This is a genomic window from Pseudovibrio sp. Ad13 (assembly GCF_001623225.1).
Classification (GTDB): domain Bacteria; phylum Pseudomonadota; class Alphaproteobacteria; order Rhizobiales; family Stappiaceae; genus Pseudovibrio.
Genome location: NZ_LMCC01000012.1, coordinates 133,315 through 157,752, shown reverse-complemented (window position 1 = coordinate 157,752; position 24,438 = coordinate 133,315). Strand labels below are relative to the sequence as shown.

Genomic DNA, 24,438 nt, shown 5'->3' with positions numbered 1-24,438 from the left:
ACACGCAGCCTGAACTTGATGCAATCGCAAGGCAACTCAACCAACGACCCCGCAAGACCTTGCAATATCAAACCCCAGCTGAGAAGTTCTCACAGTGTGTTGCCGCGACCAGTTGAATCCACCGCCAACTGCTGACATTCGAATGTTTCCATCATAGGTTGAGACACGTTCACCCGAAGGCGTTCACAATAGCTCTAACAGGCGATCTGGAGTGACTTTAGATGACGGACAGGTCCTACCTCCACAACGGATCTCTGGATTCGGGCAACATTTGCGCCGAATGTACAACGAGACCTGTGGCTCTTGGAACGAAGAATTTTCTCTTCATGGGATCAGAAGGCGGCGGTAAGGCTGCGGCTATATAGCCTATACCCTCATTGAAACCACTAAGCTCAATAATGTCGATCCCCAAGCCTGGCTCACGTGGGTGCCGGCTCAAATTGCAGGTCACAAAATCAATCGTATCAACGACCTCATGCCATGATGTTACGCTGCAAAAGCAGCGTAACTGAACCCGAACCAATGGAACAGGACGCCTTCACCGAACGCTCACGATTGTTCGGGAACAGGGGGAACTCCAGTTACGAAGTCTGCATGCTATCCCGCAACTTTGAGTATATAACCTCGTTCAGAACGCAAGGGTTTAAGCCGGGGGCTTTTACTAAAATAGTCATTTGTGCGATGGGGTCGAAATCAGCGCGGAAGTGAGCCGTACTTTTGACTACGATAATCAATGGACCTTCGAGCAATAGTCCAAAACTGCGCAAAAGGGCTAGGTCAACACATTGAAAGCGTTTTTCGCTAACCACGATATGGATATCATTGGTCAGTCCTGTAATGCGCAACAAGGCCATTTTACCAAGATCGGCAAGGCAACCAGCGTACATATCACCTGTACAGGCAATCGGTTTGTCAGTTAACTGTACCACTTCAAATGTTGCCGTTAGGGGTGTCTCATTTTCAATGGGGGCTGTGCCGCCAAGCGCAACTTTAATAAAAGACCCTAGCCCAGCCTCCCACGCCTGCGCCACACAATCAGTATCAGCAATGATCCCAACGATTGCAGGAACTGCATCCAGACTGACAAGCGAATGCAAAATAGAGGTAGTATCGCTGGATGCTCCAGCACCTGGATTGTCCTGAACATCCGCAAGAATGACCGGTTTTGGACATTGCTCTATTAACTCTGCAGCTTTGTGAATCGCATCCTCCGGCAATAAAAGATTGTTACCGATACTGCTGCGTGCTGCCATGAACCGATCAAAAATAATCTGAGTGGCCTGTTCTGCCGCCTTCTTTGTCGCGGCATAGGCAACAACGGACGGTCCTGCGTTAGCTACATCAGCAGAAGAAAACCCCGCTGCAGCATCCACACTGATTAGACCTTCTATGTTCAGCTCATCAAAACCGGAGTAAATTGTAGCAAATGGCTCAATAGAGGTCGCCTGTGCCGACAATGGGATCAAAAAGGGCAATTGTAAGAACGATTTTTCTATAGGTTTATTGTCGTTTAATATTTGTCTGAGAATACGTGTCGCCCGTACCCCTGTAAGCGCCATATCGATATGAGGGTATTCTCGGTATATTGTGATTGCATCACACGTCTCGACAAAGTCAGCTGAAATGTTAGCGTGAAAATCAAGCGCTGCAACAATTGGAACATTTCCTACAACAGAACGTATGCGTTCAAGAAATTCCTGTTCCCCATCATCAAAACCTTCTGCGACCATCGCGCCATGCAGATCTAACAGCACGCCATCAAGTGGAAGTAGACCACGTAACCCGTCACAAACTTCTTCGGTGTAAACGTCAAATGCTTCGCTCGTCACTTTGCCTGCAGGTTCTGCTGAAGCCCACAAGATCGGTAATAGTTCAAAATCATTACCCTCCGAGATAAAGCCACCAGTGGGAATGTTCATGCCGCAAAAAGTTTTGAGCATGTCTTGTCCACGCGTTGCAGCAGGCCAACTGTCTGCTTTCTCAAACTCAGATACTGGCGTTTTTACCGGATTAAACGTATTAGTTTCATGCATAAAGCTTGCAATTGCGACACGCGGTTTAGCATTCATCCTGATATTACCTCTTGTTTATTTTGGTTCTTTGCATACTCCCGAGAACTAACGCTCACTTTTCAGGAGTATGCTTTTGCCGCAAAACGGATGGACAGTATTAATGTAAATGAGTAGATTTATCAGTTGGTTGCTGTGTCATAATTGAGTTTCTGCAGTTACAAGCCCTGCAGCATGATACTTTTCACGCAAATGATCACGGTAAATCGCCTTACCCATTGCAATCATCATCAATCCCAAAATGAAAGAAAATGGCAAGGCTCCAATAATCATTGCGTTTTGTATCGCCTCCATCGGGTTACTTTCGCCCGCAGCAAGCAACAAAGTGCCAAGAACACCCGTCAAAACGAAGCCCCAAACAATGCGATGCTTGATGCCCGTTTCTTGATCTCCACCAGACATGATGGTGTTCATGACCAAAATACCAGAGTCTGCTGTTGTCACCAAGAATGTCAGGACCAGTACAGCACATACAACATTCATCGCAGACAAAAATCCGCCGTCCAGAATGTAGGACATAGTTATGAAAAGCTTGTTTGTATTGGAGGCGCTAGAGATAGCTCCGTTCGCAATGCCACTAAGTTCAAGGTCAATTGCTGTAGCACCCAGAATTGTCATCCACGCAAAGCAAACCAAGGAAGGTGCAACAACACAACCGATAACAAATTCACGAACCGTACGGCCTTTTGATATCCGAGCAAGAAACAAACCTACAAAAGGTGCGTATGCAACCATCCAAGCCCAGTAGAAGGTTGTCCATCCTGCCTGCCATGTGAACTGACGACCATTGTTGCCTGCCTCGTAGACAGCCAAAAGGGTCGCTTCATCTAGCGTTGCTGCCTCGCTACTCAACCCTGAAACAAATTTATCATAGCTGCCCCAGGCATTGGTTGCACCAGCAAAAAGGTCATTTGAGTATGGCTGCGCCACTGCTGGCAACGCCGTTGTGAATTCAGCCTCACTTAGTGGGAAGTAAGCAAGAAAAGACAGAGATAAGAAGTTCAGAATGTAATCTACCAGTGCGATGCCGTAGGTGGTCATTGCAAAGAAAAACGAACCAAATATTACGAAGGTGAGTAGCAACACCATAGACAGTATTAAGTTCAAGTTTGATAGGTATTTTACGCCTTTTCCTACGCCTGATACGGCGGATAGAATAGACAAAGACATTATGATCACAAGCCCTGCGATCAGACCCGCATCACTTGGTGTTGGGGTTTCACCGCCCAGGTTCATGATCCATTCCATCCCGGTAATTGCGTAAACACCGTTCAGAAACTGACTGACACCAAAGCCAATCGTCACAGAAACAGCCAAAATTGTTGCTACGACGCCAAACGTGTCGATAATGTGCCCGAAAAATCCGTTTGCATACCGTCCAATAAGCGGAGTCAGAGCGCTGCGGAGTGTTAAAGGCAAGCCTCGAGTGTAAGAGCAGTAGGCCATAGCTAGACCGGCAATCACAAACACGCCCCATGTATGAAAACCATAGTGTGCGAATGTGAAGATGTATGCTGGCCTTAGCGCTTCTATAGTATTTGCCTCAACCTTTTGCGCTAGAATTTCAGGATTTGATGCCCATAATCCCAAAGGCTCTGCAGTAGCAAAGACCATAAGACCTACGCCTAAACCTGCACCAAACATCATTGCAAACCATGAGAAATTCGAATATTCGGGCTTTTCTCCGGGAAGCCCCATTACTAGCTTACCTGTTGAAGGAATGACTGCAATTGCGATGAGAAAAACTGCAAAAACTCCAAAAAGTATAATGTAGAAGGCATTGAAGTTTTCAAGAAGCTGCCATTTAAAACTATTTAGAATGTTGTTCGCGGATTTAGGCCAAAGCAATGCCCAAAGAACCAGCGCAACCATGATGCATTTACTGCCTATTGCAATTGGAAAACAGTAATTCTCATAGAATCCAGACGATGATTTTTTAATCACAACATCCGTAAACGGTGGTTTTATCATACTCAATCCCCTCCTTAGTACTTTTTACTTAGGTGGTTCCACCACAATATGATAGCGATCAACAGTGCGCAGATATTCACACCTGTAATCATTTGTAATCACATTAACGTCTTACTGCGAAGCTTGGAGCCATGATGACTACCAATTTTTCAAAAAATTTACGTAGATTATGTTCTGAACATTTCAGTATTGCACAAGTTTGCCGTGAAATTAATTTCAACCGCCAGCAGTTTAATCGCTATCTCAACGGAGGTGGCATGCCTTCGGCCCATAATCTAAGGAGAATTTCTCAGTATTTCGGGGTAAGTGTAGATGCTCTGATGTTGGATGAAGAACAGTTTTCTGCTGTATTAAAGTCTAACAGATATGGAGAAGTTCATAGATCACGCCATTCACTGGATTCGATTTTCGTAGACCAAGCTAGGCATTTGCGTCGGTACTTAGGATACTATCATGGGCATTTTCAAACTCCGACTTGGGAGGGTGGGATCATCCGCACTTTGATCAGATTGCAGGAAGAGAACGGCAAAGTTGTAAGCTACACGCTTGAACGAGCCAAAAGCCAGGATGGCAGCGTACGCCAAAGAACGCGTCATTTAGGTCTAGTAGCTTTTCAAGGTAACAGGATTTACCTTATCGAAAACTCAAATAGCGAGGATAATTTTATATCAAGCACCATCATGTTTCCCGAACATCGGCAGAAGATCAATTTAGTTCAGGGGCTTACAATGGGAGTCGCTACCAAGCCCCGAGTTATGCCTTACGCGACGCCAATAGTCTGGAAGCGCATTACCGACGAAAAATCGGCACGCTGGAGTATAGAGCAAACAGGGATCTTTTCTACTTCCAGCACCGCTATTGATCCTGTCATTCGCAAACTCTTGACGGGAGTTCGTCCCTGATCCAGATCAGACTTTGAGTATCCGTCATGCGCAATGTGTACTGGCATTCCTGCCATTCTGTAGAAACATTTCAGGCGAACGTTGCGTAGCCTTGAAGGTCTAGAAATATGCGCTGAAAATCGCCTGGGTGTTGAAGAGGCCGTAGCACCGGGTGCTGTTGCACAATTCGAAATTAGCATACAGCTTGCCCAATCCCATGCATCTGGTCATGCAGAAACCTTCTCGAACCTGGCGCGTCCGAGGGCCGTCATTGTGTTGAGAACGGCGACGCCAAGTTTTGCCTCTGTCCTCTGATTGTTCATCTTTCGTGACCGGAGCGTGGTCCCGATCACCTGCTTAAAACGACCCATCAAGGTTTCGCCTCTAGACCTTTGGCCATATCCGGTTTGCTTTTGCCAAGACATCCTGCCGTTTTTTTTGAATGACAAGAACTAATCTCGGTCGCGGTATATCTTTGAGAAGCTGCTGTTGAACGAAATGTTCAAAAGGGTATCCGTCGTCTGATGCCAACATATTGGAAATCTGGCTGAGACCTCAAGTTGATTGACTTTGTTGAACCAAATGATGGACAAGATAAGATGATCGCAGAGTTGAAGGCAAAGATCTTTAACGGGTGAAACTTTAAGTCATTGCGGCCAAATCAACTTGAGATTGAGTGCTTGTTCAGAAAAGAATTTCACTATGTAAGGGTCGATGTCCGCTTTTGGTCACGCGCGACGCGTCAGGAATGGCAGTGATTGATCTTTCAAAAAGAAAAGGAAGCAAACTTTGAGGGGACTACTTGGGGTCGCTGCAATCAATCTTTATCGTACTTATTCTGTCCATGAAATTTTCTCCTTGTGACATGCACAGGAGGACTTCCCAAGAGATTGAGGCTTCGCTCGTAGGTCATCATTGTTTGATTTTGTGTTCTAGTTCTAGGTATAAGCATTTTAGCTATTGCAATTATTAGTTGATTGATTGCCTAGAGAGGACCTCAAGGGGACATTATGCCGACAGGAAGAATACTCATTACGATATTATTTTTACTCGTGAGTTTCTGGCAAACGCAGGCCGCAGCTCAAACTTTAGAAGAATGTAAATCTGATCTGATCGGTGACGAGCCCAGCTATTTTCAAGCATGTAAAGACATAGCATGGCAAACTGGAGATAAATACCTTCTGGGTTACATTGGTCGTGTTTATTTTGATGATGAGAGAATAGAACAGAATTATCAGGAAGCGGCCAAATGGTTCTTACTGGCTGCAGAGCGAGGAAACTCCGGGGCACAACAAGCAATGGGTACTTTTTTTGAGTTCGGTATGGGCGTTCCACGTGATTACCGTGAAGCCCTTAAATGGTACCTTCGAGCTGCTGAAGATAAAGATGCCTCTGCCTTTACTTTTAAAGCTTTGGGTAGGTTTTATGAAAATGGTCGGGGTACCCCACCAAACTATAAAATTGCTATGAAATGGTATCACCTCGCGGCCAAGCACGGAGACGAGTTCGACGTCTTCAGATTAGGTGATATATACGCCCGCGGCCAAATTGTGCCACAGGATCTCGATGAAGCTGAGAAATGGTATAGCCTTGCCGCAGAACAAGGCAACGCGTCTGCTCAAGCTTCCCTTGCTGAGATGTATTTGCAAAATCGTAGTAAGTTCTACAATCCTGTACAGGGATATAAATGGCTTCTTCTTGCTGAGCTCCTTGATAATGAAAAGGCTAAAAGAGTGCGAAGAAAGGTTGAAGGAGTTCTCGAGTACCAACAGATTGTTGAAGGGCAACGACTGGCTCGCGAATGGTGGGATGCCCGAGAAAACTAGTGGCCGATTACCCTGCACACCCGAGATAGCGGTGTTCGGAGGATGCTTTCAGACTATCGCCCGGCAGAATGGCCACAATCCGAAAAAGAAACAGGGCAAATGGGACGTAAGCAGGCATCCCAGGTATCTTTGGAGACTCGGGCATTAGCGGTGGACAAACCTCTTTTTTGAGGATTTATGAGCCTGATTACTAAAAGCGGGCGTTGTCGTAGACAAGAAGTAAGCCAACAAAGTACAGCTTCTTTTACCCCTCCATCATCGGTTTAGATAGGCCGACCAGCAGTTGAAATTTCGTTCTTGCTGGCAACGCTTCGAACTAGCGCGAATGTCTGTTCTTGGTCACGTATGGTAATTCTAGATCACGCACAAGAGCTACTGTAGAAGTCTTGGGGTGAAGGTATCTCAACCCATGATGGAAGCGATCGAAGGTCCGGCTTTAGCCCTATCAGAGTGAAACTTTATTTTTTTCGCATCAACGCTGCTACAATCTCTGCCTTGTCTCTATGTCGCGCGCTATCGAGGTGCGCATAGTGTCGCCGCGTTGTCGTTAAGTCAGAATGCCCTAAGATGTCCGCGATATCAGCCAGATCAACCCCACTCAAACGCAGATGAGATCCAACGGTGCGGCGCAGGTCATGGACTTGCAAGTCAGAAATGCCAGCCTTCTTGCACACATCATTATGTGCACCATAGAGAGTATGCTCATTTACAGCTGTGTTCCCCTTACCAAAAGAAGCAAAAACATAATCACAGCCTTTTACTGGAGGATACTTCTCAGGTGACCGACTACTTCTTGGGCAAGTCGAAATGTCTTCTCCCCAGTCTTCGTTGGCTGTGATACCGCCCCCATCTCCAAGTCAAGCTGGTCCCGGCGCAGACTGAGCGTCTCTTCCTTTCTTCGGCCAGTCATCAGAAGATAACGCAGAGCATGGACACCCATGATCCAATGCCGCCCCCACCGGCCTGAACCTCTTCCAGCCCATTCCAATACTTGCTCAGCTCCTCTGAACTCATAAACCATGTTCGCGGCTTACGAGGATTCCTCGTTACGTGGAGCCAAGGATTAGCAAACGAAAGAGGGAGCAAACCCTGGGAGATTGACCAGTTGATTATTACCTGGCTTGTGATCGCTGCAGTATTTGCTGCGATCAGGCCATGCTTCTCAGAAAGCAGCCCAAACTTCATGCGACACCTATCGACCGTCAACGCTGCCGGGCTTAAGTTGTGCCAGTCCTTAAACTTGTTTTTCCAATCAGATTTGTACTTTGCAAGGGTAGTGTCTGCGACCTCCCCCTCTCTGCGTTTGAAGTAAATCTGAGCAAGCTCATCCAGGGTCTCGATATGCAATAACCCTTCGCGCATAGCGTTTTTCATTTTGCGCGCCTTCTCACGCGCTTCATCTACACTGAGTTCTGGGAAATACCCTAGCGTCTCATGCAGGCGCTGACCTGCAACTTTGACGTAAACCGAAAAGGTTTTTTTTTTGCGCCAACTGTGACGAGCAGCCCCTCCTCTACGGAGTCGGAGAGCCGGATACGTTTGCCTTCATACTTAAAAATTTTGAGATATGAGTTGGTGAGCCGGGTTGCCATGGAGATGCCTTAAATCACCCCCCCTATATGAACACGAAAAATAAATCACACGCTAGTCACACAACCAATAAAACTTGCGGCATTTCGATATAGCTCGAAATAACCGCAAGCCATTGAAATTAAAAGAAGAGGCAGCTCAGCCTAAACCCATCAAACAGCACCCGGATAATTTGGGCTTTCGCGTGTAATCGTGACGTCGTGGGCGTGGCTTTCACGAAGGGAGGCGCCGGAGATGCGGACGAAGGTTGCGCGGTCTTTGTACTCTGGCAGGTTCGGCGCACCGACATATCCCATGGACGCACGAACACCACCTGCGAGCTGGTGCAGAACGGAAGAGAGAGGACCTTTGTAAGGCACCTGTCCTTCAATACCTTCTGGAACCAGCTTCAGCTTATCAGAGACCTCTGCCTGGAAGTAACGATCTGCGGAACCACGTGCCATTGCACCGACAGAGCCCATACCACGATAGGCTTTGTAGGAACGCCCCTGATGCAGATAAACCTCACCTGGGCTTTCTTCGGTACCAGCCAGTAGTGAACCCACCATGCAGGAGCCTGCACCTGCTGCGAATGCTTTTGCCATATCGCCGGAGAACTTGATGCCACCATCTGCAATGATTGGCACGTCAGCCTTAGCAGCCTCGGCTGCGCACTCAAGGATCGCTGTGAGCTGAGGAACGCCGACACCAGCAACAATGCGCGTTGTACAGATAGAACCCGGCCCGATACCAACCTTCACGGCATCTGCACCAGCTTCAATCAGCGCTTTTGTTGCAGCTGGAGTTGCTACGTTGCCAGCCACCAGCTCTACACTCGGGAAGCGCTTCTTGATTGCAGCTACCTGATCGATCACTGCTTGCGAATGGCCGTGCGCGGTATCCACAACCAGAAGGTCGACATCAGCCTCAATCAGGGCCTCAGCGCGGCGCATGCCATCTTCACCCACGCTGGTTGCTGCGCCAGACAGAAGGCGGCCTTGCACATCCTTGGATGCATTCGGGTTGAGCTGCGCCTTTTCCATGTCTTTTACAGTAATAAGACCAACACAATATTGGTTCTCATCAACCACCAAAAGCTTTTCGATACGGTGTTGGTGCAATAAGCGCTTGGCTTCATCCTGACGAACGTTATCGCGCACTGTGATCAGGTTGTCGCGGGTCATCAGCTCACAGACCAGCTGCTCAGGGTTTGAGGCGAAGCGTACGTCGCGGTTGGTCAGAATACCAACGAGGCGACCTGTGGCAGTGCCGCCGCGACCACCGTTTTCAACCACTGGCACACCAGAGATCTTATGCGCTTCCATCAGATTGAGAGCGTCTTCCAGAGTTGCATCGGGACCAATCACCAATGGATTGACAACCATGCCGCTCTCGAATTTCTTCACCTGACGGACTTCTTCGGCCTGACGTTCTGGTGTCATGTTCTTGTGGATGATGCCGAGGCCACCAGCCTGTGCCATAGCAATCGCTAGGCGCGCTTCTGTCACTGTGTCCATTGCGGAAGAGAGGATAGGCAAATGCAAATGAAGATTGCGAGAGATTCGCGAGTGCAGTTCGACCTGCGCTGGCATGATCTCAGAATGCCCTGGAAGGAGCAGAACATCATCAAAAGTCAGCGCTTCGTGACCTGAAGATGGTTCGTAAAATGTAGGCATTGCCAAGTTCCCTTCGGATGAATATAGACCGCCCTGACCCACTCCCTGCTCAAGTGGATTTGACTGCAGAGTTGTCTGAAAAGATAGAGAAGTTGACGCGGGTCACTACCACGGCTTTTGCGATTTGAAAAGGGGCATTTATCAATTTCAGGCCGCGGATTGCATATTTGAGCCTCACCACATTGATTTTACTAAATTGCCAGTATCACCGATGAGTGTTGGTAGACCGAGTTCCTTTAGGGTCAGCTTTCTAGAACAGACACCTTCAGAGATACTCAGAGGCCTCAACGACACCCCTGAGTGATTTCAGACCGGAAAGCTCCGAGTATGCCGCACCGCCTCCGCATGACGACTGTGATCGTTGGCATGACGCTTTTGCTGGTGCAGCTGGACGCCACAGTGCTTGGAGTTGCGATCCCCACTATCGCCCGCGACCTGAAAATCAATCCACTTTCGTTGCATATGACCATATCGCTCTATCAGCTCACATTGGCGGTGTTTATTCCCATTTCTGGCTGGGCAGCTGACCGCTTCGGCTCAAAACGATTGTTCATTGGTGCAGCGCTCCTGTTTATGAGCATGTCGGTGGCTTGCGCCCTTTCAAGCAATCTGACCCATCTTTTGATTGCCCGGGCAATACAGGGGTTTGCCGGAGCCTTTTTGATGCCGATTGGACGCCTAACAGTCATCCGCATGGCAGGCACGAAGAACCTTGTGCAAGCGATGGTTTGGGTCGTCACGCCCGCTGCATTCGGGATCGCCTTTGGACCCTTTCTGGGCGGCATCATTGTGCACTACCTCAATTGGCGCTGGATCTTTTTGATCAATGTGCCGGTTTGCATTGCAGTTGGCGCAATGAGCAGCTTTTACTTTCGCAATTACAGGCGGAAGAACAAGGTGCCCTTCGATTTTCTGGGGTTTATTTTGCTCGGAAGTACTGCCGCATCGCTCCTGGCTGGGATTGCTAGTCTAACGAAGATCACGGGCGATGCATTTATTCCCCTTGGCCTTTTTGCGGCAAGTTTATCATTCGCCTTGATCTTTATTTGGCATGCGCGGCGTGCTCCCCATCCAGTGATTGACCTGAAGCTCTTCACAAATCTCAGCTACCGTGTCTCGACCTATGCAGCCGTCCCATTGCGCATCGGCGTCGCTTCCTTTGCGTTTGTGATGCCACTCATCCTGCAAATCCCTATGGGCTTAGATAGCTTGACAACCGGCCTTCTCATGGGGGCTGCTGCCATCGGTGCCCTGCTTTCACGCGTGGTCGCTCACCGACTGATCAAAACATTCGGCTTTCGTGGCGTCCTGCTGCCCTGCACCGTTGCTCTTTCCGCTCTAACGATGGCTGTGGGCTTTGTCTGGCTTACCAAGTCACTTGCAGCAGTCACACTCCTTATCCTGCTCACGGGCTTCACACGAAGCCTTGTGTTCACATCTGCTAACACAGCAAGCTATGCAGATCTGACCAGATGTCTTGTTAATCAGGGTGTGAGCTTTGCAGGGCTGGTTCAGCAACTGTCCATTTCACTGGCGGTTGGTTTTGCTGCAGCCATTTTGCATGTTCGGCAGAATATCACAGAGGAGCCTTTGCTCACCGGGCCTGATTTTATCTGGCTTTCCGTTTGCACTGGTCTGTTTGCATTGCTGCCTGTTCTGTTTTTCTGGTTTCTACCCGTCAATCTTGGAAAGAACAAAGTGGATGAACAGGCACATTTGCATCATTAAAAAAGGCTGGTCGAAACCAGCCTTTCTGAAAACTATTTAGACCCTCTGTAGCCCTTGGCGAGAATGAACATCTCAGGGCTACCTTTGCGGCTCGCTGGTGGTTTGATATGCACCACCGACTTAAATTCCTTCTTTAGATCCTGAAGCAGCTTTGCCTCAGCGCCTCCAGCAAACACCTTGGATAGGAATGCGCCGCCTTCGTTCAGGTTCTGACGAGCAAAATCGATCGCGATCTCGAACAAATAAGTCGTACGCAGGTGGTCTGTCTGACGATGACCTGTTGTCGGTGCTGCCATGTCTGACATCACCAGATCGGGACGATGCCCGCCGAGCGCTTTCATCAACTCATCAGGAGCATCATCATCCAGAAAGTCTTTTTGAAGGATCACAACACCTGGGATCGGTTCAACTTCGAGATAATCAATCCCGACCACCAAGGGCTCATCATCCATAGAGCCGACAATTGGCGCAGTTAGCTGTGACCAGCCACCCGGAGCACATCCCAGATCGACCACACGCATGCCCGGCTTCAGGATTTCATGCTTCTCATTGATCTCGATCAGCTTGTAAGCCGCCCTGGAGCGATAACCATCGACCTTGGCACGGCGGACGTACGGATCATTCAGCTGGCGTTGTAGCCAGAGCGTTGAAGAGTTGGACCGTTTACGCGCAGTTTTCACGCGCTGAAACATGCCCCGATCACCTGATCCACGACCACTTGAGTTGCCGCTCATCTGTTATATTCCTTTCTAGGGGTGCGCCGGCGCTTATGGTTGGAGTTGCTCCAGACTTTGTCTGCAGCCATCATCTCCATCAAAATACCTTCTCGCAGTCCTCTGTCAGCAACACGTAAACGCTGACAAGGCCATCTGCGGCGTATTCCTTCCAAAATTGCGCAACCTGCTAGCACCAAATCGGCTCGGTCCTCACCAATACAAGGGTTTTCTACCCGTTCTTGGTAGGACATATTCAAAAGCTGGTTAATCATGGCTGAAACATCTTCCTGTTCCATCCATGCTCCATCAACGCGGCGGCGATCATAGCGCTTAAGACCCAAGTGGACCCCAGCCAATGTGGTCACCGTCCCGGATGTTCCCAGCATATGGACATTTCCGCGCTCTATAGCACGGGAGAGTTCATTGCCAAGAGGGAAATTCTCCAATCTCTGCGAGACATCACCAACCATGGCTTCAAAAACATCTGGCGTAACGTGCACGCCGCCATGTCTTTCCGCCAGATTTACAACGCCCAGAGGCAGAGACGTCCATGTTCTGACAAAGCGCGTCAGCGCATATCCCCGCGCACCATATCTGTTGCGCAGATCAAGCCAGACAATCTCAGAGGACCCGCCCCCAATATCGAAAAGAAGAACACCGTCAGCCTCAGGATCGACCAGAGAAACACACCCTGCAACTGCTAAGCGTGCTTCAGTCTCCTGACTGACAATCTCAAGCTCAAGCCCTGCCTCTTTCTTGGCACGGCTGACAAACTCCTCGCCAGTTTCAGCTGCCCGGCAGGCTTCGGTTGCAATCAGCCGTGCCCGCTGAACGCCGCGCTCGGAAATCTTTTGCTGACAAACCTGCAAGGCCTCAATGGCTCGTGAAATGGCGTCATCGGAGAGTTTCCGGTTACGTCCGACACCCTCCCCCAAGCGTACAATCTTGGAGTAGGCATCGACAACGCGAAACCCGCGCTGCTCTGGTCTGGCAATCAACAAACGACAATTGTTGGTGCCTAGATCCAAAGCTGCATAAAGTTCCTGAGACCCTGTCGCCTGATGCCTGTGGCGCGAAGGAAAACGATGCGTCCCATCACCACGCGTATCCGCATGATGATTGCGTCGGTTTGCATCATTTTCGCGAGATCTATAGCCTTGAGAAGGACGCGGAGATTGTTGCTCTACAGGCCCTGACTGTCTGGCCTGCGATGACCCATGCGTTTTAACCTCCTCCTTAGGTGCAGGAGCAGGTTGTATAACTTCTACTGATGTACCGCCCGGATCAATATTGACAACGGGCGCATGTAGTTTCTGGTTTAGGAGCGCACGTCTTTCTGCCCGATTAGGCTTTGCGCGACGTGCTTTCCTCTGCCGCTTGGCGCCTTCAGGACGAGAACTGCCGGCCTCTTCCGCAATCCCAGCAGAATGACCAGCTTCAGCGCGGTGCAAAGACGCATTTTTGGCGTCACCACCTTGGCGCTTTCTATGGCGTTGCTTCCGTCTGCCCTTTTTCGAGCTTCCCGGGACGCCGGGCGTTCTCGCTCCATCCGAAGAGGACCGCTCACCCGTTTTCTTCAAGTGCTATGCCTTTGTGCAGTCCTTGAGGCATCTAAATGCGATCTGGACTGAAGTCATTTTAAGTTGGCAACATTGTAACAGTTTCATAGCAAACAGCAATCGCCCCATTTGAATGGTACAGTCCTAAATTTAAACGAATTCTCTCAAATTGCAGGAAACTCCAGAGGCTTACAAATCGGCTCGCCGGTGGTCGGAGTTGATACAGCCGTGCCATAGCCAGAGCACATTTGCGCATAAACACGCAGAGCCATACCCTTATTCACAAGAGAAGGGCATGAAATCCGCTTAGCCCACTGATTTTGTTAAAACTCACGAGAACCAAGTTGACAAGGTCCGGTCCGAACACTAAAAGCCCTCTCACCGACGAATTGAACGACTTGCTTCACTTTGTTGGTTGGCAGTAGCTAACGTGCTGTTATTGCTGGGGATTAGTTTAATGGTAGAACAGCGGACTCTGACTCCGTCGGTCCTGGTTCGAGTCCAGGATCCCCAGCCAATTACTCACGTATTAAAAGCTTCAATTGCCAGGTAGGGAACACTTCCCTCCTGTTCTGCTGGGGATTAGTTTAATGGTAGAACAGCGGACTCTGACTCCGTCGGTCCTGGTTCGAGTCCAGGATCCCCAGCCATTTTCTTCCATACATCATATCTAAACAGATTGCCTGAGTGGCTCTCATATTCCGCTAATTGACGGCTTTGTGTCCCTCAAGAACACTGCTTGCGTCTTCAACGCTTGCAGAGGCCCTGTCATGCCCTTTTCTCCCAAACGGATTGCCGTTTTTGGTGCCAGCGGCGCGATTGGCTCTGCTTTTGTCAATGAATGCATTAATCGCTATCACACGGCGACTGTGTTTTGTTTTGCCCGTTCTTTAGAGCGCATCCCAGTCCATGAGCGTGTTGAAAGTCGGACTTTCTCATTAGAGGATCCAGAAGGGCTCAATGCCAGTGCAGATGCAATTAAAGCAGCTGGTGGGCTTGATCTGATTTTCGTGGCCACGGGGCAGCTTCAAAGCACCACCACGAAACCTGAAAAAACTATCCGCGCCCTCACCTACGCCGGAATGGAAGAAACGTTTTGCACGAACACGATCTTACCAGCGATGATCATGAAGTACTTTCTGCCGCTGTTACCCAAACACAAGAGAGCCGTTTTCGCAGCCATTTCAGCGCGCGTTGGCAGCATTTCTGATAATTATCTGGGGGGATGGTATTCGTACCGGGCCTCAAAAGCAGCCCTTAACATGCTCATCAGGTGCGCTGCGATTGAGATGCAGCGCACGCATCAAAGCTCTGTCATTATTGGCCTGCATCCGGGCACGGTGGATAGCTCCCTATCAAAACCGTTTCAACGCGGCATTCAAGAAAGCCAGTTGATGCAGCCAAAGCAATCCGCTGCAATGTTGCTGGATGTAATCAGTAAGGTGGATCAGTCCCAAACCGGCAAATGTCTGGCTTATGACGGGACTGAAATTGCACCCTGAGCGGTCATTAAGCGTCGACAGTGGCTTTCAGAACGTACTGTTCAAAAACATCGCGGCTTTGCGTCAGAAGTGCTTCACACCACTCTTGTGTATCAACAAAGAGCGCGTCCTTGAGCTCCTGCCTGATTTCGGCGGCCAACTCTGAGTCGACAGTGTCCCGATTGCGTTTAAGCCAGTTGTCTCGGCGATGAGCGTCCAGCACTTGTTCAAATGGGACGGTGCCAAACTCCAGGATCAACTTGGTTGGTGGGACCTCCAGATCCAAACTGTCCAAAGTATCGCACATGAAACCACCAATGAGGCTCCACTCCGCCTCTTCTCCCGGTTTTGAACTGAGGTCCATCACTTCACAGAAGCCGCAGGGGCCAACACCAGTGTGCAGATCAATGATCGTTGCACGTTTTGCGCCTTGTCCGTAACAGACAATGACCTGCTTCAAGGTTTTAGTGGACCAGGACGTTTCCTCCCCACCGTAGAACAGACCCATTGGGACCGTGTACTGCCCCTTCAACACTTTTTGCGTCAGAGCGCCAGCCCCGTTCTTTGCCGTATAGGCTTTGATTGCGGCATTGGCAGCCTGCCACTCCTCGCCCGTGATCTGCGGCGCACAAATGGCGGTGTGCAGCTCCTCATAGTCCGGGTTTTGAGGAAGGTCTCCATCAAAGCTAATGGAGTTGCGGTTGTTGTCGACGTTGTTCTCATCTGTTCGTGTAAAGATCGCGCAGCCAGCAGGATTAACTGCATGCACCCAGACTACTTTTGTATTGTCTGGCAGCTGCTCCAGATAGCGCTGCATCAAGTCCAGCTGAATTCCAGAGCCTGCTGTGAGTTCTGTTCCATGCACGCCAGAGGTGATGAACACCACATGCTCACTGTCCGGTTTGCCTTGCAATGCAACAGTCATCTGCACAGGCCCCTCTTCATTCTTGAAGGTTGGGTGCGGGATGATCTCTGTCTCAAATCCAAGTCGACTGGCCAGGTCCATGAAACGCTGTTGAGCTTGGAAATAGTCCTCAGAGAAAATGGGATTTGCAGGCATTATGTACTCTTCAAATAACGGGACGAAGCTGTGATATATCGGCGGTTACATTACACACCTAATTGACCCGGAAAGAATAATCTAGTCTGTTGTTCCTTATCTTTTTTTTCTCGCATCACATGCAAGTTTTCAATCAATTGCGATGATGCGTCTTCATATCAGGCTGCCGCTGCGCACCCATAGAGTTAGCAGCGATCAGCTTTCCGGGAGCGAATAATGAAAAGAAAACTGATACTAGATGTGGACACGGGCACGGATGATGCTGTTGCCATTATGCTGGCTGCTTTGCATGAAGATCTTGACCTGATTGGCGTAACCACTGTGAACGGGAATGCCGAGCTGCATTATTGCACAGATAATTCCTTGCGTGTTCTCGACTATATCGGCAAGCCTGAGATTCCGGTTTACGCTGGCTGTCACAAGCCTCTGGTACGAAATGACTTTCCAACTCCACGCACCAAAAACGATCTGACCGAGAAGATCCACGGCAAGCATCTTCCTCTGCCAGAAACCGCTTTAAAAGCACAAAAGCAGCATGCCGTTGAGTATCTGGTAGAGACCTACCGCAGTGCGATTGATCCAATCACGCTGGTTCCGGTTGCACCGCTAACCAACATTGCAGCAGCGCTGGCTGTTGAGCCGAAGCTGGTGGACCTCATTCCTGAAGTCGTGATCATGGGCGGTGGTCATGATGTTGGCAATGTGACCCCTGCTGCGGAATTCAACATCTGGGCTGACCCTGAAGCTGCTTATGCAGTCTTTAATGCTGGCTTTGAAAAGCTGACCATGGTGCCGCTGGATGCAACACACAAAGCGCTGGTGACAGCAACGCAATGTCGTCAGTTTGATGAGCTGGGCACGCCTGCTGGTAAGGCTATGGCGGCTTGTACAGGCCATCGCATTGGCATTCACGACAAGATCCAGAAGATGGATGTTGAGCACAGCGCACCGGTGCATGATGCGCTTTGTATCGCGCACCTCATTCAGCCAGACGTGATTACGCTGGGAGAGTACCCGGTCGATATTGAAACACAGGGTGCGCTGACTGTTGGGCGTACAATTGTTGACAAGAACCACCGCGGCACCAAACAAGCCAATTGCAAAGTGGCCTTTGACGCGAATGCAGCACTCTTCGTCGACATCATGATGAAGACGTTCGCCAGCAATAAGTAAAATTAGAAAGCGCTGAGAGCATCAGGCTGTCGGCGCTTTTAAGCACCTTACTTTGTGAATGCCATCTGATTGGCATTGCCGAGCATCCAGCGCGACCCGAACTTATCAATTGCAACGCAGCTTGCAGATGCTTCAGATCCGAACATCAGGCATTTCACTTTGACTGCGGTCGCCAATTGACGGCGCAAAGAGTAATGATTTTCCGCAGGCCACATCAGACCAACGCGAATAATCCCATGTTGGTGATAGATATTGAGCTGGCGTTTATCGACAACTTCCGCTCGTCCACTCACTTCTGTCAATTGCTGTATGCCCAAGGCATTACCGAGTGAGACTGATATCAGCATTGTCGACAGACCTGTCAGTATCACCATCGAAAACTTAAGTGAGCGCATCATTTCTCTCCGTGGTCGCACCTTTAATTCCATTAGGGAAAATCAAAGCATACCACGATCAAAGCGCACTCAATGCGCTTTATTGCATTTCTGTGACAATTGAGGGGTATTGTGGACTTCAGTGATCTGATGCTGTGCAATCAAATGGCTCATGCCTTCAATTTTATCGTTTGGTTTTGAGGGGAAATCAGATCTTTGGACTATAATTCGCTCTGCAATTTGCATCTGAAAGGCTGGGTATAGATTAGATGCTTCGTTCTAGTGTTCATCAACTGTTTGACGAGCTGGTCTCCTGCGAGCAATTTCTTGATAATTGCGGCGAGCTTATGTGGCGCGACAAGCTTCGCCAGACCCGTGTCGTTGACGCCGCCGGTAATGAGGCGCTCGATCTGGATTTGCTGCTCTCCTACTTTTCTCAAAGTGAAGCGTTCTTTGAGTTGGAGCTGTCGCAAGATCTCGGCCACCGTGTGAGTGAGACGACCGAGCCGGGCGCAAACTCCCACCTGGTCACACTGCGGCTGGACATCTTTTATCTTGCGCAGAAATGCCGAGATGAAGGCAATGCAAGCATTGTTATCATCTCGGCCTGTCCTTAACTGCAGCTATTCTGCTGGCGTATTCGTGGTGCCCAGCGCTTTATCAAGCTCACTGTGCAACTTTTCTTCACTGGCTTTGCGTGGCTTCGTAAAGCGCATCAGCAGCAAGTAAGCAGCTGGTGTCACGAAGAGTGTGGAGAGTGTTGCAAAGCCTAAGCCACCAACGATTACCCATCCCATCTCAATGCGCGCTTCTGCCCCTGCACCAAAGGCCATGACCAGTGGCACACCGCCGAGGACCGTCGAGACCACAGTCATGACAACTGGGCGGAAGCGGATGAGGCATGCATCATGGATCGCTTCAAAGACTGAACGCCCTTCCTCCCTCAAGGTATTTGCAAACTCCACAATGAGAATGCCGTTCTTGGCCATCAAACCAACGAGCAAAATGATACCGATCTGAGAGTAGACGTTGATGGAGCCCCCAGTCAGGCCGATAGAGATAATCGCTGCTGAAATGCCAAAGGGCACTGTGCAGAGAATGACAAAGGCGCTCATGAAGCTTTCAAACTGCGCAGCGAGTACAAGGAAGACCACGAGGATTGCAAAGAGGAAGGTCATGTAGACGTTGGACGTGGTTTTCTCCAAAACCGCAGCTTCACTCAAGAGCGTGACATTTGTGCCTTCCGGCAAGACTTCCTCAGCAACTTCCTTCATGTCGGAGATTGCCTGCGCAAGATCATAACCATCATTGATGGAGATGGTGACGGGGACTGCTCTTTGCTGCTCTTCGCGAGTCAAGCTTGGTGCCACGGCCTCTTCTTCAATGGAGACAATAGAGGACATAGGCAGCATGGTGCCGTCTTTGCTCTTGATGAAGATATTCTCGAGATCTCGGGTGGAGCGCAATGGTAGACCACCTGCTTCCATGACCATTGGAATGCCGTCATCCTCTACGAAGAGATCCGCTACTGACGAGCCATCGAGCAGCATCCGCAGATTAGAGGCGATCCGGTCGGAAGACAGTCCCAGATCATTTGCGCGTTCCCTGTCTACACTCACCAGCAATTGCGGCTGTGTCGTCTCATAGGACACGGAAGCAAAGCCAACTTTGTCACCGTAACGAGCCTGCATCTCCGAGACGATATCATCTGCATTTTCAGCCAGTTCATCATAATTGGTGCCAGTCACAGCAAAGCGGAGTCCCTGCCCAGCGCCACGAATTCCGATTGTATTGGGTTGAGCAACACGCACCTTCAGGCCGGGAATTTTAGCGGTCTTGCGTTGTAGTTCGTTGACAATTTCCTGCTGACTGCGATCTCGCTCTGCCCAGTCTTTCAAAGACATAACAAGGAAGCCGCGATTGATCTGCCCCCCCATGCCAACAAGGCTCATGACGCTTCGGGCCTCGCCATTTTCAACATAGGGCTGAGCAATATATTCCAATTCACTCATCTTGCCCGCGGTGTAGTCCAAACTTGTCCCTTGAGGTGTCGATGCAATCATGAAGATCACAGATCTGTCCTCTGTTGGGGTGAGCTGTCTTGGCAGTGAGGTATATTGGGATGCTCCCAGGATGACGAAGAGTGTTGCTGCACCCAGCAATATGAATGGACGGCGTAATGTCCAATCCAACGTGCTGGAGTACCAACGCTCAATGGCGGTCCCCATATTGGAAATCACAGTCCAAGTCGCAGAGGGTTTGTGCGTGTCCTCATAGTTTTTCGTTCGCAACAGACGAGAAGCCATCATCGGCGCAAGGGTCAGCGCAACGAAGGACGACAGCATCACGCTGATTGCAAGCACGAAGCCGAACTCAGAGAAGAGTTTGCCGACACTGCCTGGGAGGAATGAGATTGGTATAAACACAGCAGCCAGCGTGGCCGTTGTGGTGATGACTGCAAAGAAGACTTCCCGCGTACCAAGAATCGCAGCAGCACGCGGCCCCTGCCCTTTGTGAACGCGCTTGGAGATATTCTCCAGAACCACAATTGCATCATCAACCACCATGCCGGTTGCCAGCAAAAGGGCCAGAAGCGTCAAAACGTTTGCGGAAAAGCCCGCTAGCCAGATGCCAACCAAAGCCCCAATCAAGGCAACAGGAACAGTGACAGCAGGAATAAGCGTGACTCGAATAGAACCGAGGAACAGCAGCATCACACCAATGACAATGCTGGTGGATAGGAACAGCGAGAACACCACTTCCTTGATCGCGCCACCAATGAACGTTGCATCATCACTGCTGACGTTGACTTCAACATCCTTTGGAAGCTGGTCCTTCATGCGCTCAATTTCAGCACGGACGTTGTTGGAGATGTCGATGGTATTTGAGTTTGCCGAGCGAATGATACCCATACCGACAGCACGTTTGCCGTTGTAAAACGCACCAGAGGATGCACGTTCCGGCCCATAGCTCACAAACGCAATATCGCGAATTCGGGTAGTATCATTGAGCTTGACCATACCGATCTGTTCGGCAGTTTTCACGTCAGAGTTTGCACGAACAAAGAGCTCCTGATCGCCCGTTTCCAGCGATCCGCCGGAGGTATCAAGCGCAAGCTCTTCTAAAACAGAGCGCAGATTATCCGGTGTCAGGCCGCGAGATGACATTGCCTGCACATTGATCGCGATTTTGAAAACGGGCGTTTGAGAGCCATACAGATCCACACTGGCGACACCCGGTACAGACGTGATGCGGTCAACGATCTCGTCATCCACAAACTTGCTCAGTTCTTCGATGCGCATTTCGTCAGAGGTGACAACAACGCGCATGACAGGATCGGCATCCGCGTCTGCCTTCACCACAACGGGAGTATCTGCATCTTCTGGCAGATTACGCCCCGCTCCGCTCACAGCATCGCGGATATCATTGGCAGCTTCACTGACGTCGACACCATCATTGAATTCAACGGTAATTCGGCTGCGACCATATTTTGAATTGGATGAAATGGATTCGATGCCTGCGGTGCGGGAAATCGCTTTTTCCAGCACACTGGTTATCTCGGCATCCGTAACTTCTGGCGGCGCACCGGAGTATGTGGTCGTGACCGTTACAACGGGCCGGTCCACATTTGGCATTTCGCGCACTTCAACGCCAAGTAATGCCGCAATACCGGCCACGATAATAAGAAGGTTTAGGGTAATTGCCAGAACCGGGCGCCGTACACACAAGGCGTACAATCCGCTCAGGTGACTTTCCCGTGTCGATTTTTTGTCGGTTGTCATAAAAACACCTTCGGGTCAGTCATTCAGGAGTTGGATTGCGTCGTGCCATCAGGCGATATTCTAGATTGGGAACCAGAGCTTTTTACTGGTTCGCCCTTATCGGTTTGACCTGTGTCCGGCTTATTCTTGCCTTGCCCACGTCCCTGCCCTTTGCCCTTTACCCCAGCTTTATCACCGGGTGCCTGTGTCTCACTCACGAGTGGGGCGGCCGGCTCATCAGGGCTGGTCAGCGTAAAACCCGGCTCGGCCTGAAGCGTCACTTTTGTTCCCGGACGCAAGTCGCGCACTGATTCCGTGATGACGATATCGCCCGGTTCGACCTCGCCTTCGATCAAGACGCGATCAGCGCTGCGCTCAATGACGGTTACGTCGGCTCGCAGAGCTTCACCATTCTCAGCAAGCCAGACATGCGGGCCGGACCGATCCCATTTGAGCGCGATTGACGGGACGGATGGCCATTCATCCCCTTCCAACTGGACACGAGCATCGAATGCGATCCCAGATCGGAGGAGATCGTCAGGGTTTGCGACTGTTGCCTGAACTTTCAAAGTGCGGGATTCAGAATTAACGCGGTTTTCCAGAGCTGTCAGCTCGCCACTGAACGTATGCCCCGGCATGGCTTCTGTGCGCAGTTCCACCGTATCTCCGCGTTTGACCTTGTTCGCAAACCGTTCCGGTACAACAAATTCGACCAAAATGCTGGAGCGGTCATCCAGACCCGTGATCCGAGAGGATTGCGTTACATAGTCACCAATTTCGACATCCATAATGCCGAGAATACCTTCAAACGGAGCTCTCACCAGTCTGCGATCAAGGTCGATGCTGGCTTTGTCCAAATCCAGCCGGGCCTGATTGGTTGCCAGCAGAGCGTTCTGCATCTGGACCGTTGAAATGGTCTGCGAGGACATGAGTTTTTCGTATCGCTCAACCTGTTCCTCGGCGTCTTTCAGCGCGAGCTTGGCGCGATTGACCGCAAGCTTCTCTTCCGCATCATCCAGACGTAAAACCACATCCCCTGTAGAGACTCGCGTTCCTGCCTTGAAGGGTAGCTCTTGAATACGTCCGGAGCTCTCCGGATAAAGGTCTGTCATCTTGGCTGCACGACCCGTACCAATTGCGCGGACGAACGTGTCCGTTACGCCTGTGGTCACATTGCGAGCACGGGCCAGAATTTCCTGACTGCCACCGCCACGTTTTCCGCTGCCACGCTTGCCCTGCTGTTTGTTGCCGGAGCCCTTCACGGCGACATCAGCCGTCTCAGTTGGCCAAAGCGTTAGTCCAACGGAAGCGAACAAGGGGACAGGCTTGGAGAAAAGAACCGGTTTGCCGATGTATAAACCCGCAATACCAACTACGACGGCGATCAGACCAACTTTTACAGCCTGTCTAGAACGAGACATTAACAGCCAACTCCTACCAGAATTTGCAGTACTTACGGCTATTCAGGCTCACTGGATCAATGAGGAGCCTCTTGGCGATTCAAGCACGCTTGAAAGAACACATTAGTTGAGAGTGTTTTACATTGCTTTTGTGAGACATGTGCATTTTGAAGTTTGTAAAAACGTAATGACATTGTCTGAACCGGCGTTTTGCTACAGTTCGTTACACTTTCCTTGGTCTGCCCCGCGCGTTTTCCAGAGGCAGATGCACAAAAGGCCTGACAGTGATATCAGGCCTTTCAGTCATTTTCGCGATGCTACATTTAGCTAAACGCTGAGTGGTTCCACTGGGTTACTTGCCGGACGCACCACAACGCGTGATCCATTTGGCACGCGGTTGTACAGGTCAATCACATCCTGATTGAGCAGGCGGATACAGCCACTTGAGACGTTTTTGCCGATTGACCAGTGCTCGTTGGTTCCGTGCAGGCGGTACAACGTGTCTTTGCCGTTCTGGAACAGATAAAGCGCACGCGCACCCAGCGGGTTTTCAATACCCGGCGCCATGCCATGGCGGAACTCTTCAAGCTCTGGCTGACGTGCGATCATCTCTGCGGGCGGCGTCCATTTTGGCCACTGACGTTTGTACTGGATGACAGCATCGCCGTTCCAGCTAAAGCCAGCACGACCTACACCGACACCATAGCGCATGGCAGTGCCATCACCACGCACCAGATAAAGGAAGCGGTTGGATGGGTCGACAACAAGTGTGCCGCCGACTTCCGGACCGGTGTAGTTCACCACCTGACGGAGGTACTTACCGTCTGGGATCTGACTGAGATTGACTGCAGGGATGGGGAATTTTTCTTCCGGCATCGGGCCATAAACAGCCTTGTAGTACGGATCCTGGCGAAGGTCGGCCACAGTCTTGCGTTTTGGAGCACCGGTTGTCTGACAGCCTGCCAAAGCGAGGGCTGCTGTTCCGATTACAAAACCACGTCTGGACAAACTACCTTTGTTACAATGCCTCGCCTTCTCGGCAGTTGTACTTAAAAAGCTCATGGTCACCCTATTATTGTTCCTTAAGTTAGATTGCCGAGCATGCTGCAATAAACATATCGCACAGTCGATTTGCGTTTCTAACTTGTCTCTATCAATAACTAATTGAGGAAGACAGATGGTCACGACAATTTG

18 protein-coding genes, 2 tRNA genes and 2 pseudogenes are annotated in these 24,438 nt (G+C 50.1%); 10 read left to right on the top strand and 12 right to left on the bottom strand.

Annotated elements, in window-relative coordinates; all coding sequences use genetic code 11:
- Together PsAD13_RS28360 and PsAD13_RS28355 are read left to right on the top strand one after the other, a co-directional pair.
- A pseudogene (locus tag PsAD13_RS28360) lies at positions 1–116 on the top strand (IS30 family transposase); the annotation flags it as partial.
- Positions 117–290: 174 nt separating this feature from the next.
- Positions 291–484 (top strand): annotated as a pseudogene (locus PsAD13_RS28355) (transposase domain-containing protein); the annotation flags it as partial.
- A gap of 97 nt (positions 485–581) precedes the next feature.
- Here the strand turns inward: PsAD13_RS28355 and PsAD13_RS13850 are convergent.
- Together PsAD13_RS13850 and PsAD13_RS13845 are read right to left on the bottom strand one after the other, a co-directional pair.
- Positions 582–2,069 carry a M81 family metallopeptidase gene (locus PsAD13_RS13850; RefSeq protein ID WP_057461029.1) on the bottom strand — a complete coding sequence of 496 codons (1,488 nt, stop codon included), beginning with the start codon at positions 2,067–2,069 and terminating at the stop codon, positions 582–584.
- Between the two features lie 138 nt (positions 2,070–2,207).
- Positions 2,208–4,040: a BCCT family transporter gene (locus PsAD13_RS13845; RefSeq protein WP_057461028.1), complete on the bottom strand. Its 1,833-nt coding sequence runs from the start codon at positions 4,038–4,040 to the stop codon at positions 2,208–2,210.
- Between the two features lie 134 nt (positions 4,041–4,174).
- Here PsAD13_RS13845 and PsAD13_RS13840 point away from each other — a divergent pair, with 134 nt between their 5' ends.
- Both PsAD13_RS13840 and PsAD13_RS13830 read left to right on the top strand, forming a co-directional pair.
- Entirely contained in the window at positions 4,175–4,942 is a 768-nt protein-coding gene (locus PsAD13_RS13840) for a helix-turn-helix transcriptional regulator (protein WP_161831182.1), read from the top strand.
- Between the two features lie 989 nt (positions 4,943–5,931).
- Positions 5,932–6,747 (top strand): tetratricopeptide repeat protein, encoded by an 816-nt coding sequence (locus PsAD13_RS13830; RefSeq protein WP_063318514.1) that lies wholly within the window; start codon positions 5,932–5,934, stop codon positions 6,745–6,747.
- A gap of 458 nt (positions 6,748–7,205) precedes the next feature.
- Here the strand turns inward: PsAD13_RS13830 and PsAD13_RS27345 are convergent, their stop codons facing one another.
- The 3 genes from PsAD13_RS27345 to guaB all read right to left on the bottom strand — a co-directional run bounded on the left by PsAD13_RS27345 (position 7,206) and on the right by guaB (position 9,992).
- Positions 7,206–7,556: a tyrosine-type recombinase/integrase gene (locus PsAD13_RS27345; protein WP_244275164.1), complete on the bottom strand. Its 351-nt coding sequence runs from the start codon at positions 7,554–7,556 to the stop codon at positions 7,206–7,208.
- A gap of 100 nt (positions 7,557–7,656) precedes the next feature.
- Positions 7,657–8,121 (bottom strand): hypothetical protein, encoded by a 465-nt coding sequence (locus tag PsAD13_RS13825; RefSeq protein ID WP_063318513.1) that lies wholly within the window; start codon positions 8,119–8,121, stop codon positions 7,657–7,659.
- 368 nt (positions 8,122–8,489) lie between these two features.
- Positions 8,490–9,992: an IMP dehydrogenase gene (gene guaB / locus PsAD13_RS13820; protein WP_063318512.1), complete on the bottom strand. Its 1,503-nt coding sequence runs from the start codon at positions 9,990–9,992 to the stop codon at positions 8,490–8,492.
- A gap of 327 nt (positions 9,993–10,319) precedes the next feature.
- Between guaB and PsAD13_RS13815 the strand changes: the two genes are divergently transcribed.
- Entirely contained in the window at positions 10,320–11,720 is a 1,401-nt protein-coding gene (locus PsAD13_RS13815; RefSeq protein WP_063318511.1) for an MFS transporter, read from the top strand.
- 32 nt (positions 11,721–11,752) lie between these two features.
- Here PsAD13_RS13815 and PsAD13_RS13810 read toward each other — a convergent pair whose 3' ends face one another.
- Positions 11,753–12,454 (bottom strand): RlmE family RNA methyltransferase, encoded by a 702-nt coding sequence (locus PsAD13_RS13810; RefSeq protein ID WP_057466074.1) that lies wholly within the window; start codon positions 12,452–12,454, stop codon positions 11,753–11,755.
- On the bottom strand, positions 12,451–13,887 hold the full coding sequence (locus tag PsAD13_RS13805; RefSeq protein WP_063318510.1) for a Ppx/GppA phosphatase family protein: 1,437 nt from the start codon (positions 13,885–13,887) through the stop codon (positions 12,451–12,453). The genes PsAD13_RS13810 and PsAD13_RS13805 overlap by 4 nt, the downstream gene beginning before the upstream one ends.
- Positions 13,888–14,438: 551 nt before the next feature.
- Between PsAD13_RS13805 and PsAD13_RS13800 the strand changes: the two genes are divergently transcribed.
- From PsAD13_RS13800 to PsAD13_RS13790, 3 genes are all read left to right on the top strand, one after another.
- Positions 14,439–14,512 (top strand) — tRNA-Gln (locus tag PsAD13_RS13800).
- Between the two features lie 59 nt (positions 14,513–14,571).
- Positions 14,572–14,645 (top strand) — tRNA-Gln (locus tag PsAD13_RS13795).
- 120 nt (positions 14,646–14,765) lie between these two features.
- Positions 14,766–15,497, top strand: a complete 732-nt coding sequence (locus PsAD13_RS13790) for an SDR family NAD(P)-dependent oxidoreductase (protein ID WP_063318509.1) — start codon at positions 14,766–14,768, stop codon at positions 15,495–15,497.
- A gap of 7 nt (positions 15,498–15,504) precedes the next feature.
- Here the strand turns inward: PsAD13_RS13790 and PsAD13_RS13785 are convergent, their stop codons facing one another.
- Complete coding sequence (locus tag PsAD13_RS13785; protein ID WP_084404721.1) at positions 15,505–16,536, bottom strand: DUF2817 domain-containing protein; 1,032 nt, start codon at positions 16,534–16,536, stop codon at positions 15,505–15,507.
- Positions 16,537–16,752: 216 nt separating this feature from the next.
- On the opposite strand from PsAD13_RS13785, the gene PsAD13_RS13780 reads away from it, so the two are divergent.
- Entirely contained in the window at positions 16,753–17,709 is a 957-nt protein-coding gene (locus PsAD13_RS13780; RefSeq protein WP_063318508.1) for a nucleoside hydrolase, read from the top strand.
- A gap of 47 nt (positions 17,710–17,756) precedes the next feature.
- Here the strand turns inward: PsAD13_RS13780 and PsAD13_RS13775 are convergent, their stop codons facing one another.
- Entirely contained in the window at positions 17,757–18,104 is a 348-nt protein-coding gene (locus PsAD13_RS13775; protein WP_063318507.1) for a hypothetical protein, read from the bottom strand.
- Positions 18,105–18,352: 248 nt separating this feature from the next.
- Between PsAD13_RS13775 and PsAD13_RS13770 the strand changes: the two genes are divergently transcribed.
- Complete coding sequence (locus tag PsAD13_RS13770) at positions 18,353–18,700, top strand: hypothetical protein (protein WP_057466069.1); 348 nt, start codon at positions 18,353–18,355, stop codon at positions 18,698–18,700.
- A 6-nt stretch (positions 18,701–18,706) separates the two neighbouring features.
- Here PsAD13_RS13770 and PsAD13_RS13765 read toward each other — a convergent pair whose 3' ends face one another.
- The 3 genes from PsAD13_RS13765 to PsAD13_RS13755 form a co-directional block, all read right to left on the bottom strand.
- Positions 18,707–21,865 (bottom strand): efflux RND transporter permease subunit, encoded by a 3,159-nt coding sequence (locus PsAD13_RS13765; protein ID WP_063318506.1) that lies wholly within the window; start codon positions 21,863–21,865, stop codon positions 18,707–18,709.
- Between the two features lie 23 nt (positions 21,866–21,888).
- Positions 21,889–23,265: an efflux RND transporter periplasmic adaptor subunit gene (locus PsAD13_RS13760; protein WP_063318505.1), complete on the bottom strand. Its 1,377-nt coding sequence runs from the start codon at positions 23,263–23,265 to the stop codon at positions 21,889–21,891.
- A 306-nt stretch (positions 23,266–23,571) separates the two neighbouring features.
- The gene (locus PsAD13_RS13755) at positions 23,572–24,306 is read right to left on the bottom strand and encodes a L,D-transpeptidase (protein WP_208986626.1); all 735 of its coding nucleotides are present in this window, start codon (positions 24,304–24,306) and stop codon (positions 23,572–23,574) included.
- Positions 24,307–24,438 lie beyond the last annotated feature (132 nt).

Bases quoted from the DNA above. Each gene is read 5' to 3' on its own strand.
- PsAD13_RS13760 (WP_063318505.1), bottom strand. From the start codon at position 23,265: ATGTCTCGTTCTAGACAGGCTGTAAAAGTTGGTCTGATCGCCGTCGTA.
- PsAD13_RS13780 (WP_063318508.1), top strand. From the start codon at position 16,753: ATGAAAAGAAAACTGATACTAGATGTGGACACGGGCACGGATGATGCT.
- guaB (WP_063318512.1), bottom strand. From the start codon at position 9,992: ATGCCTACATTTTACGAACCATCTTCAGGTCACGAAGCGCTGACTTTT.
- PsAD13_RS13850 (WP_057461029.1), bottom strand. From the start codon at position 2,069: ATGAATGCTAAACCGCGTGTCGCAATTGCAAGCTTTATGCATGAAACT.
- PsAD13_RS13755 (WP_208986626.1), bottom strand. From the start codon at position 24,306: ATGAGCTTTTTAAGTACAACTGCCGAGAAGGCGAGGCATTGTAACAAA.
- PsAD13_RS13785 (WP_084404721.1), bottom strand. From the start codon at position 16,536: ATGCCTGCAAATCCCATTTTCTCTGAGGACTATTTCCAAGCTCAACAG.
- PsAD13_RS13790 (WP_063318509.1), top strand. From the start codon at position 14,766: ATGCCCTTTTCTCCCAAACGGATTGCCGTTTTTGGTGCCAGCGGCGCG.
- PsAD13_RS13825 (WP_063318513.1), bottom strand. From the start codon at position 8,121: ATGAAAAACGCTATGCGCGAAGGGTTATTGCATATCGAGACCCTGGAT.
- PsAD13_RS13815 (WP_063318511.1), top strand. From the start codon at position 10,320: ATGCCGCACCGCCTCCGCATGACGACTGTGATCGTTGGCATGACGCTT.
- PsAD13_RS13765 (WP_063318506.1), bottom strand. From the start codon at position 21,865: ATGACAACCGACAAAAAATCGACACGGGAAAGTCACCTGAGCGGATTG.
- PsAD13_RS13830 (WP_063318514.1), top strand. From the start codon at position 5,932: ATGCCGACAGGAAGAATACTCATTACGATATTATTTTTACTCGTGAGT.
- PsAD13_RS13840 (WP_161831182.1), top strand. From the start codon at position 4,175: ATGACTACCAATTTTTCAAAAAATTTACGTAGATTATGTTCTGAACAT.
- PsAD13_RS13810 (WP_057466074.1), bottom strand. From the start codon at position 12,454: ATGAGCGGCAACTCAAGTGGTCGTGGATCAGGTGATCGGGGCATGTTT.
- PsAD13_RS13770 (WP_057466069.1), top strand. From the start codon at position 18,353: ATGCTTCGTTCTAGTGTTCATCAACTGTTTGACGAGCTGGTCTCCTGC.
- PsAD13_RS13775 (WP_063318507.1), bottom strand. From the start codon at position 18,104: ATGCGCTCACTTAAGTTTTCGATGGTGATACTGACAGGTCTGTCGACA.
- PsAD13_RS13845 (WP_057461028.1), bottom strand. From the start codon at position 4,040: ATGATAAAACCACCGTTTACGGATGTTGTGATTAAAAAATCATCGTCT.